We start from the raw sequence: 10787 nt of genomic DNA on the forward strand, positions 1-10787 counted from the left end.
GCGGCCGTCGGCGCCTCGCGTGCCGCCGTCGACGCCGGCTGGTACCCGCACACCAACCAGGTCGGCCAGACCGGCAAGCAGGTCTCGCCCCAGCTGTACATCGCCGCGGGTATCTCCGGCGCGATCCAGCACCGGGCCGGCATGCAGACCTCGAAGACCATCGTGGCCGTCAACAAGGACCCCGAGGCCCCGATCTTCGAGCTGGTCGACTACGGCGTGGTCGGCGACCTGTTCGCCGTCCTGCCGCAGCTCACCGACGAGGTGAAGAGCCGCAAGGGCTGAGTGTGAGCGGCTAGCGCGCGGTCCACCGCGCGCAGCGCGCAGCGCGCAGCGCGCAGTGAGGAGGGCGTGGCACTGGGGATCCGGGGCCGCGCCCTCCTCCGTGTTTTCGCGGGTGCCGTGCCGGGGCTTCGCGGTGCCGGTGCCGGTGCCGGTGCCTGTGCCTGTGCCGGTGCTGCTCGTGCCGGTGTTGCCCGGGCCTGTCGCGCCGGGCCTGTCGTGCCGGGTCGGAGGGTGCCCGTGGTGCTCGGCCGGGCGCGCTCGGTCGGCGGTGTGCGGCCGCCTCGGGCGGGGTCGGCGCTGGCCGTAGAGTCGGCCGCAGGACCGGATAGGCAAGCGACGGTGAGGGCAGAGGGCATGACACTGTTGACGGCACTTCAGGGCGGCTTCGGGGACTCCGGCGACGCGCTGCGGATCGACGGAAGGGCGTTGTCGCGCGAGCAGCTGCTCGGCGCGGCGACCGCCGTGGCCGACCGGGTGGCCGGCGCCCCCGCGCTGGCCGTGCTGGCCCGGCCCACCGCGGAGACCGTGGTCGCCGTGGTCGGCGGGCTGCTGGCCGGCGTGCCCGTGGTGCCGCTGCCGCCCGACTCCGGGCCCAAGGAGCGCGCCCACATCCTGCGGGACTCGGGCGCGGCCCTGCTCGCCCACGCGGCGGCGGACCCGGAAACGCCGGACGCCGGGCTGCCGGCCCTCCCGGTCGACCTGACGGAGCGTTCCGCCACCACCTACGCCGAGCCCGACCGGGACGCCACCGCGTTCGTGCTCTACACCTCGGGCACCACCGGCGCGCCCAAGGGAGCGGTGATCCGCCGTGCCGCCATCGCCGCGGACCTGGACGCGCTCGCCGCCGCCTGGCAGTGGACGGCCGAGGACACCCTGGCGCACGGACTGCCGCTGTTCCACGTCCACGGCCTGGTGCTCGGCGTGCTCGGCGCCCTGCGCACCGGCAGCCGGCTGGTGCACACCGGCCGCCCCACCCCCGCCGGGTACGCGGCCGCCGGGGGGAGCCTGTACTTCGGGGTACCGACGGTCTGGTCGCGCCTGGCCGCCGACCCGGAGGCGGCCGGACGGCTGTCCGCCGCCCGGCTGCTGGTCTCCGGCAGCGCCCCGCTGCCCGTCCCCGTCTTCGAGAAGCTGGCCGCGCTGACCGGCCACGCGCCGATCGAGCGGTACGGGATGACCGAATCGCTGATCACCGTCAGCACCCGGGCGGCGGGGGAGCGCCGCCCCGGCAGCGTCGGACTGCCGCTGGACGGGGTGCGGACCAGGCTGGTCGGCGAGGACGGCGGGCCCGTCCCGCACGACGGGGAGAGCGTCGGCGAACTCCAGGTCGCCGGGCCCACCCTGTTCACCGGCTACCTCAACCGGCCGGACGCCGACGCCGAGTCCTGGACGGCGGACGGCTGGTTCCGGACCGGGGACGTCGCGGTGATCGGCGAGGACGGCTTCCACCGGATCGTCGGCCGCGCCTCGGTCGACCTGATCAAGAGCGGCGGCTACCGGATCGGCGCCGGCGAGGTGGAGGCCGCGCTGCGCGACCACCCGGCGGTCGCGGACGCGGCCGTGATCGGCGTGCCCGACGAGGACCTCGGGCAGGCGGTCGTGGCGTACGTCATCCCCGACGGCCCGGTGACGGGGGAACAGCTGACGGTCTTTGTGGCGGAGCGGCTCTCCGTCCACAAGCGGCCGCGACGGGTGATGCTCGTCGCCGAACTGCCCAGGAACGCCATGGGGAAGGTGCTGAAGAAGCAGTTGCCGACTGACTCGGCGAAGGGGTGACGAGGGGTCATCCGGTGATGGTCGCTCACCTTCCGTGAACCCTTCCTTTGGCGCACTCCACTGCGCGCCGTGAGCGGACGCGTGCCTAACGTGACACGCAGGCAGAACTGAATCCCTGGGCGAGTTGCCGCGGCTTCCGGTCGCAGGACCGGAAGCCGTGGCATGTCGGCCGGGGAACGTCTGCCGTTCCCGTTCAGCGTTCCGTGGCATGACTGCAGCACCGCCAGATCCGGCGGGAGTCTGCAGGGCCTGCGGAGTCAGCAAAGGAAGACAGCAGGATGACGACCGTCAACACCGGCGCACCGAGTGCCGCCGACGACCCGACCGGGCAGACCGCCGCCACCGCCACCACCGACGGGCCGGCGAAGCCCGTCCGCACCTCCCGGGCGGCGCGGGTCCGCCGGGGGATAGGCATGGTGGCCGTGATCGCGGCCGGAGCCGGCGTGATCGGCCTCGGCACCAGCGTGGGCAGCGCGGCCGCCGAGCCCGCGCCGGCCCACGCCGGCTGGGACGGATCGCGGTACTGGTTCAAGAACAGCCAGGGGCAGTGGCGCTGGACCACGCACTACGACATCTACCAGGCCCGGACTGGGGGCGGCTCCTCGTCCACCGCCACCGCCACCGCCACCCCCACTTCCTCCGGGGGCATCACCCAGGGCTGGGACGGTTCGCGGTACTGGTTCAAGAACAGCCAGGGCCAGTGGCGCTGGACCACGCACTACGACGTCTACCTGGACCGGACGGGTGGCGGGTCCGGTTCGTCCTCCGGTTCGTCTTCCGGCTCGTCCTCGGGTTCGTCCTCGGGTTCGTCCGCAGGCTCCGACGCGTCCTCGGACTCGGTGCCGGCGGCCGACGGCGACGTCGAGACGGCCGTGCAGTTCGCGCTCGCCCAGCTCGGCAAGCCGTTCGTGACGGCCGGCAACGGTCCGGCCGGCTACGACTGCTCGGGCCTGGTCCAGCAGTCCTTCCGGCGCGGGGGCATCGACCTGCCGCGGGTGGCTAACGACCAGTACGCGGCCACCACCCCGGTCCGCGCCAGCCAGCTGGAACGTGGCGACCTGCTGTTCTGGTCGGACGACGGCAGTGCGCGGGGCATCCACCACGTGGCGATCTACCTCGGCAACAACCAGTACGTCGAGGCCGCCCGACCCGGTACCAACATCCGGATCTCGGGGATCAGCAGCGGGTACTACCCCACGCACATGGGGCGGCCCTGACCGCGGCTTCGGGTTGTGCTGCGGTCCCGCACGGGGTGTCGGTCACCCTGTGCGGGACCGGCCGCGTTGTGCGGTGGTGCTGGTGGTGGAGGGCGGTGGGGTGGTGGCGCGGGTGGTCAGGGGGTGCGGGTGGTCAGGGGGTGCGGGTGGTCAGGGGGTGCGCAGGCGCCGGACCTCGGCGGGGGTGGGCAGGGCGCCGCGGGCGCCCAGGGCGGTGACGGCGAAGGCGCCCGCGGCCACGGCGGTGGCGACCGCCTCGGTCAAGGCGGCGCCGCGTGCGAGTTCGGCGGCCAACGCGCCGCAGAAGACGTCGCCGGCGCCGGTCGTGTCGACCACGGTCACGCGCGGGGCGGGGACGCGGCTCGTCCGACCCCCGCGGCCGCCCTCGGCGACGAGGGCGCCCTCGCTGCCGAGGGTGATCACGGCGCCGTCGCCGAGTGCGGCCAGGGCCTCGGCGGCGGTGTTGGCGCTGTCTGTCGGGTCGCTCGGGTTGCTCGTGTTGCTTGTCTTGCTCGGGTCGGGCGTCCTGGTCGTGTCGGGCGTGTCAGGCGCGTCAGGCGTGTCGATTACGTCGGCTGCGTCGAGTGGGGCGGATGCAGCGGTCGCGCCGGTCAGTTGGCCTGCCTCGATGGTGTTGGCGACGATCAGGGGGCGGCGGCCCACCAATGTGGGGAGTACTCCGGCCGGGGCGGCGTTGTGGACCCAGCGGGTGCCGGCGGGTAGGGCCTCGGCGGCGGCCCGGACGCAGTCCGGCGGCACCTCGCCGCTGGTGAGCAGAACATCGGCGGGGGTCAGCCGGAGGCGGGCGAGGGCCTCGGTGACCTCGGCCGGGTCCAGACAGGCATTGGCGCCGGGGATGACGACGATGCTGTTCTCGCCGTTGGGGTCGACCATGACGATGGCCTGGCCGGTGGGCGCCGCCGGATCGGTGAGCACGGTGCTGACGTCGACACGGGCGCTCCGCAGGTCGGCGAGCGCCTCGACTCCGTCGGTGTCCGCGCCGACCTTCGCCACCAGGTGGGTGGGCGCTCCCATGGTGGCGGCCGCGACGGCCTGATTGGCGCCCTTGCCCCCGAATCCCTGGGTGGCGGAGACGGCCAGCACGGTTTCGCCGGGGGCGGGCAGGACGGGGCAGCGCAGGATCCGGTCCGTGTTGACGGAGCCGATCGCCACGACCCGGCCGGGGTCACTGGGGGAAGGTGGGTTCACCTCTCCTGTCTATACGGTTCTCCTGCCCATACGGTGCGAGCCGTGCGGCGCGACGCCGGAGACGCGGGCGGGAGGGAGGGCTGGTGCGTCCCGCCGTCCGGCTGGCCCGGGTCGGCCGGCTGGCCTCTTGGTATGTCGATGTGTCGGTGTGTCGGTGTATTGCTTCGGCCGGTCGCTTGGCCTTGCTGCTCGGGCGCTGTTGCTCGGGGTTGGTGCTCAGGCTTGCTGCTCGGGGCTGGTGCTCCGGTGCCCCTCTTCGCGCCCTCCGGCCCGGCGCTGCGTCCGACCACACCCGTTGACCCCTGCCCGGGTGGCGCCACCCGTGCTCCCGCGTTCCGCTGTGTGGTGCCCGCGGCGGTGTCGGCGAGGGTGCCCGAGGGGTGCGTGCGGGGGGTGGGGGCGTTCGGCGAGGAGCGCGTACCGCCGATGAGTGCGCCGGAGCGGGAGGTGTGGGGTGAGCGCCTACCTGGAGCGGGCCCGCCGGGTCCGCCAGGCCGGTGTGCCCCCCCCGAGGCGCGTGGTGGAAGTTGCGCGCTTGGGGCGCACTACGTGGTGGGAGGGACGCTGATGTCAGGCGTGGCATGGATGTGGGCGCGGGCGGCGCGTAGGAAGTCGGATGGGCCGACTTCCTACGCGCGTGGCTCGGCAAAGGGCGGACAGAATATGTAGACCGGTCTACCTTTTCTGTCGCTCCGTGGCCGCGGTGGATGGGCCTGCACAGGAAGTCGGACAGGCCGACTTCCTGTGCAGGCTTTGGGCTCTGCGCCTTGCCTTGGCCCCTCGCCCAGGTGAGTGCCCCACCCGCCATGCGGCATGAATATGTAGACCGGTCTATGGGTTCTGTTGTCGGTGGTGCGGCGGGTGGTGGGCCTCCCGCGTGGGGGTTTGGGCTGGACGATCTCCCGTGTGGGCGGGAGGCATCGGTATGTAGACCGGTCGACATATTCGTGTGCATGGCGGGTGGGGCGAATGGAGGTTTCGCACAGGAAGTCGGCGGGGTCGACTTCCTGTGCGGACGGCTCAGCGCCATCCGAGCATATGTAGACCGGTCTACATATTCGATCGGCCGCGTGCGGGGCCGACTCCCCGTCGCGTCGTAGCCGCTCGGGCGGGGCTCCGGGCTCACCGCGGGTGGGGGAGGGGAAGTCGGCGGGGATGGTGGCCTGTTCGGGTGGGGGATGGGTGGGTGGGGGTCTGATCTGGGCACATGCCGCTGTCAAGGGGCCGGGTGAGGTCCGCCGGGTGGGTGCCGTGGGAAGGTATGGGGACCGGCGCGGCGGGGGTACCACCTCGGGTGGCGCTGGTTCGGCTGACGGGGGCGCCGCCCGGTGTGAACGGCATCGGGGGAGTCGAGGACAGGGGACGTTGTGATCGTTTGGGTCAATGGCACGTTCGGGGCGGGCAAGACGAGTGCCTGTCGCGAGTTGGTGGAACTGCTGCCCGGGAGCATGCTGTTCGACCCCGAGCTGGTGGGGTTCGGGTTGCGGGGGATGTTGCCAGCCGACCGGTTGGCGGCGGTTTCCGACTTCCAGGACCTGCCGGCCTGGCGCCGGCTCGTCCCCGAGACGGCGGCCGCCCTGCTCGGTGAGGTGTCGGGACCGCTGGTCGTTCCGATGACCCTGCTCCGGGAGGACTACCGGGACGAGATCTTCGGCGCGCTCGCCTCCCAGGGCATCGCGGTGCACCACCTCGTCCTGGACCCTGGAGAAACGATCCTGCGCGAGCGGATAGCCCAGCGCGAGGAGTGTCCGGACGATCCGGAGCGCAGCGCGAGAGTCCGGCAGTGGTGCCTGGAACACCTCCCCCGCTACCGGGCCGCCCGGCGGTGGCTCGGGAGGGACGCGCGGCTGCTCGACACCGGGGGCCTCACCCCGCGCGAGACGGCCGTCCGGATCGCGGAACTGGTCCGGGACGGATCCGCCCGCTGCCCCATCGTCCAGACTCCCGACCCCACCGGGGACACCGTCGCCGCCGCGGTCCTGTTCTTCGACGAGCAGGACCGGGTGCTGCTGGTCGACCCGGTCTACAAACCGGACTGGGAGTTCCCCGGCGGGGTGGTCGAGCGCGGCGAGGCACCCACCGATGCCGCCCTGCGGGAGACCGCCGAGGAACTGGGCCTGCGGCTCGACCCGACCGCGCTGCGCCTGCTCGCCGTCGACTGGGAGCCCCGGACCGGCCCGCGCCGCGGCGGCCTGCGGCTGGTCTACGACGGCGGCCTGCTGGACGCGACCGCCCGCCAGGGCCTGCTGCTCCAGCAGGAGGAGCTGCGCGGCTGGCGCTTCGTCGACCTGGACGAGGCCGCGGGGCTGCTGCCGCCCGGCCGGTACCGCCGGCTGGCCGCCGCCCTGGAGGCCCGGCGGTCCGGGGAGCTGCGGTACCTGGAGGCGGGCCGCCGGGTCGCCCTCGGACTGACCCGGGCGGCGGACGCGGCGTAGGGGAGGGCGGGCGCAGGGGCACCGCGCGGCAGCGGCAGCGGCAGCGGGGGCGGGGGCCGGGCACCGGGCGCCGGGGGCTGGGGCAGGATGAGGGCATGCCCTTCACCTTCAGCCACCCGGCCGCCGTCCTGCCCCTGCTGCGCCTGGCCGGGGAGCGCGGTCCGCTGGTGGCCTCGGCCCTCGTCGCCGGATCGATGGCGCCGGACGTGCCGTTCTTCGCCGAGTCGCTGCTGCCCGGGGCCTACGGGCACGGCGGGCTGACCCACCGTTGGTGGGCGGTCCCGACGGTGGACGTGGCGATCGCCGGGGCACTGGTGGCCGGCTGGCACGGGCTGCTGCGCGGGCCGCTGGTCGCCCTGCTCCCCGAGCGGTGGGCGGGGCCGGCCGAGGCGTTGACCGCCCCGCGCGGCGGAGGCGGCGCGGCCTGGTTCGCGGCGTCGGCCGCCGTCGGCGCGGCCACGCACGTCGGGTGGGACGCCTTCACCCACGAGGGCCGGCTCGGCGTCTCGTTGCTGCCCGTCCTGGAGCGCGAGGTCGCCGGGCTGCCGCTGTACACCGTGCTGCAGTACGGCAGTTCGGCGCTGGCGCTGGCGGCGCTGGCCGGGTACGCGGGGCGGGTGGTCCGGGCCACCGAGCCCGTGCGGCCCGAGGTTCTGCTCCCGCCCCGGGTGCGGCGGGCCGCCGTCGCGGCGCTGGGCGCGGCGACGGCGGCCGGAGTGGTGCACCGGCTGATGCCCCTGAGGCGCAACCTGATCCCGGAGTTCTGCTTCGGGGCGGGCGCGGGCCTCGCGGTCGGCGCGGCGGCCTATGCGGTGGCCGCGCAGGTCTGGCGGCGCGGTGGCCGCCGGACCGGCGAGGCGGTGCCGGCCGGGAAGGCAGTACCGGTCGGACAGGCGGCTCAGACCGAGCGGAGCTCCGCGTAGCGGCGCAGGAACAGGGCCTCGGTCAGGGCCATCCGCTCCAGCTCCTGCGGGTCCACGTTCTCGTTGACCGCGTGGATCTGGGTGGTCGGGTCCTCGACGCCGATCAGGACGATCTCGGCCTGCGGGTAGAGCGAGCGCAGCGTGTTGCAGAGCGGGATCGAGCCGCCCTCGCCGGAGGCGACCATCGGGGTGCCGAAGGCCTGCTCCATCGCCTCGCCCATCGCCTCGTAGGCAGGGCCGGAGGTGTCCGCGCTGAACGGGGCGCCGTTGCCCTGCCGCTCGATCCGGATCCGGGCGCCGAACGGCACCTGTGCCTCCAGGTGTGCGACCAGCGCCCCCTGGGCGGCCTCGGTGTCGGTGCCCGGCGGTACCCGCAGGCTGACCAGTGCCTTGGCGGAGGCCTGGACGGAGGAGGTGGCGCCGATCACCGGCGGGGCGTCGATGCCGAGGACGGTGACGGCCGGGCGGGCCCAGAGCCGGTCGGCGACGGTGCCGGTGCCGGTGAGCGCGACGCCGTCCAGCACCTTGGCGTCGGCGCGGAACTGCTCGTCGGCGTACTGCACGCCGGTCCAGCTCTGGTCGTTCACCAGCCCGGCCACCGCGACGTCGCCGTGCTCGTCGTGCAGCGAGGCCAGCACCTTGACCAGGGCCTGCAGGGCGTCCGGGGCGGCGCCGCCGAAGCCGCCGGAGTGCAGGTTCCCGGCGAGCGTGGTGATCGTCACCTCGACCGTCGTCATGCCGCGCAGCGAGGCGGTGACGGTGGGCAGGCCGGGGGCGAAGTTGCCGGTGTCGCCGATGACGATCGCATCGGCGGCGAGCAGCTCGGGGTGTGCCTCGGCGTACTGCTCCAGGCCGCCGGTGCCCTGCTCCTCCGAGCCCTCCACGATGATCTTCAGGCTGACGGGGTAGGCGTCCCCGTACACCTGACGCAGCGCCCGAAGGGCCGTCAGGTGCATCAGGATGTTGCCCTTGCAGTCGGCGGCGCCGCGGCCGTACCAGCGGCCGTCGCGCTCGGTCAGTTCGAAGGCGGGGCTCAGCCAGGCCTTCTCGTCGAGCGGCGGCTGGACGTCGTAGTGGGAGTACAGCAGCACGGTCGGCGCGCCCTCGGGGCCGGCCAGTTCGGCGTAGACGGACTGCGTGCCGTCGGGGGTGTCCAGCAGCTGCACGTTGGTCAGACCCTCGGCGGTGAAGGCGTCGGCGACCCACTGGGCGGCCTTGCGGCACTCCTCGACCGGGAACTGACGGGGGTCGGCGACCGAGGGGAAGGCGACCAGTTCGGTGAGGTCGGTGCGGGCACGGTCCATCAGGGACCGGACGGCGTCGGCCAGGGGCTGCTGTGACATCGGGGCGCTCCGAGGGGGCTGGTTCGTCCGAGCAGGATGGTTCGGCCGAACGGGACTGCAGGGGTTGCCTACGATCATAGGCCGAGTCGAACGGGTGGACCGGGGAGTCGGTCGGGAGTTCGGGGTGGTGCGGCGGCGGGCAGCCGGGTGGGACGCATAGGATTGCTCGACGTGACTGACTCCGGTAGCTCCGATTCCCGTGGCCCGCTCGACGCCGAGGCGTCCGGAAGCCCGTCCGAGCCCCAGCACGAGCCGCAGCGAGAGCCGCAGCCCGGGCCCGACCGGCTCGACGGTGTCTGGGACGTCGTCGTCGTTGGCGCCGGACCGGCGGGGGCCTCGGCCGCGCACGCCGCCGCCGCGCAGGGCCGACGCGTCCTGCTCCTCGACAAGGCCGAGCACCCCCGCTACAAGACGTGCGGCGGCGGCATCATCGGCCCGTCCCGGGACAGCCTGCCGCCGGACTTCCGGCTGCCGCTGCAGGACCGGGTCCACGCCGTCACCTTCGCGTACCGCGGGCGGTTCACCCGTACGCGGCGCTCGAAGCGGATGCTGTTCGGTCTGGTCAACCGGGACGAGTTCGACCTGCGCCTGGTGCAGGCGGCCAAGCAGGCGGGCGCGGTGCTGGTCACCGGAGTGACCGTCACCGGGGTGGAGCAGCAGGGCGGCGAGCACCGGACGGCCGTCGTCACCGCCGCCGACGGACGCACCTTCGAGGCGCGCGCGGTGGTCGGCGCGGACGGCAGCGCCAGCCGGATCGGCCGGCACGTCGGCGTCTCCTTCGACCAGATCGACCTGGGGCTGGAGGCCGAGATCCCGGTGCCGCCGCAGGTCGCCGCGGACTGGGCGGGCCGGATCCACCTGGACTGGGGCCCGCTGCCCGGCAGTTACGGCTGGGTGTTCCCGAAGACCGAGTCCGCCAGCCTGACCGTCGGTGTCATCTCGGCGCGCGGCGACGGCGAGCGGACCAAGCAGTACCTCGCCGACTACATCCGCCGCCTGGGCCTGTCCGGCTTCCCGCCGAGCGTGGAGTCCGGGCACCTGACCCGCTGCCGGGCCGAGGACTCGCCGCTCTCCCGCGGCCGGGTGCTGGTGGCCGGCGACGCGGCCGGCCTGCTGGAGCCGTGGACCCGCGAGGGCATCTCGTACGCGCTGCGCTCGGGCCGGCTGGCCGGCGAGTGGGCGGTCAAGGTGGCCGAGGCGGGCAACGCGGCCGGGGTGCGGCGCGAGGCGCTGAACTACGCCTTCGCGATCAAGGCCGGACTGGGCGTGGAGATGCGGGCCGGCAAGCAGATGCTGGCCGCCTTCGAGCGCCGCCCGTACCTGTTCCACGCCGCCGTCTGCCTGGTCGACCCGGCGTGGCGGGCCTTCGCCCGCACCACCCAGGGCCACACCACCTTCGCCCAGGTGCTGCGCCAGTACCGTGCGGCCCGCCGACTGGCGGCGATCGCCTCGCGGTAGCGGCCGCCGCCACCGCTGCCTGTGGAGGGGCCCCCCCCCCCCGCCCCCCCCGGGGGGGGCCCGGGGGGGGGACCCCCCCCCCCCCCCCCCCCCCCCCCCCCCCCGAGAGGGGGGGGTGTTGGGGAAGAGAGGGGCCAACAACGG

At 74.3% G+C, this 10787-nt stretch carries 8 protein-coding genes; 6 read left to right on the forward strand and 2 right to left on the reverse strand.

Features of this window, described 5'->3' with window-relative positions; genetic code table 11:
- From ACFVVX_RS32630 to ACFVVX_RS32640, 3 genes are all read left to right on the forward strand, one after another.
- On the forward strand, nucleotides 1–282 hold a 282-nt coding region (locus ACFVVX_RS32630), incomplete at its 5' end, for an electron transfer flavoprotein subunit alpha/FixB family protein (protein WP_387950963.1).
- Nucleotides 283–636: 354 nt separating this feature from the next.
- Nucleotides 637–2058 (forward strand): acyl-CoA synthetase, encoded by a 1422-nt coding sequence (locus ACFVVX_RS32635; RefSeq protein WP_387950965.1) that lies wholly within the window; start codon nucleotides 637–639, stop codon nucleotides 2056–2058.
- 278 nt (nucleotides 2059–2336) lie between these two features.
- Nucleotides 2337–3275, forward strand: a complete 939-nt coding sequence (locus ACFVVX_RS32640) for a C40 family peptidase (RefSeq protein WP_387950967.1) — start codon at nucleotides 2337–2339, stop codon at nucleotides 3273–3275.
- 150 nt (nucleotides 3276–3425) lie between these two features.
- Here the strand turns inward: ACFVVX_RS32640 and ACFVVX_RS32645 are convergent, their stop codons facing one another.
- A complete protein-coding gene (locus ACFVVX_RS32645) occupies nucleotides 3426–4484 on the reverse strand; it encodes a ribokinase (protein WP_387950968.1) in 1059 nt (352 codons plus the stop codon).
- 1367 nt (nucleotides 4485–5851) lie between these two features.
- Here ACFVVX_RS32645 and ACFVVX_RS32650 point away from each other — a divergent pair.
- Nucleotides 5852–6919: an NUDIX domain-containing protein gene (locus tag ACFVVX_RS32650; protein WP_387950969.1), complete on the forward strand. Its 1068-nt coding sequence runs from the start codon at nucleotides 5852–5854 to the stop codon at nucleotides 6917–6919.
- A 95-nt stretch (nucleotides 6920–7014) separates the two neighbouring features.
- Complete coding sequence (locus tag ACFVVX_RS32655; RefSeq protein ID WP_387950971.1) at nucleotides 7015–7842, forward strand: DUF4184 family protein; 828 nt, start codon at nucleotides 7015–7017, stop codon at nucleotides 7840–7842.
- Here the strand turns inward: ACFVVX_RS32655 and ACFVVX_RS32660 are convergent.
- On the reverse strand, nucleotides 7818–9185 hold the full coding sequence (locus ACFVVX_RS32660) for a dipeptidase (protein ID WP_387950973.1): 1368 nt from the start codon (nucleotides 9183–9185) through the stop codon (nucleotides 7818–7820). The two genes, ACFVVX_RS32655 and ACFVVX_RS32660, sit on opposite strands and share 25 nt — an antisense overlap.
- Nucleotides 9186–9356: 171 nt before the next feature.
- Here ACFVVX_RS32660 and ACFVVX_RS32665 point away from each other — a divergent pair, with 171 nt between their 5' ends.
- Nucleotides 9357–10643 (forward strand): geranylgeranyl reductase family protein, encoded by a 1287-nt coding sequence (locus ACFVVX_RS32665; RefSeq protein WP_387950975.1) that lies wholly within the window; start codon nucleotides 9357–9359, stop codon nucleotides 10641–10643.
- Nucleotides 10644–10787: the final 144 nt, after the last annotated feature.

Source organism: Kitasatospora sp. NPDC058170 (assembly GCF_042883905.1).
Lineage (GTDB): Bacteria > Actinomycetota > Actinomycetes > Streptomycetales > Streptomycetaceae > Kitasatospora.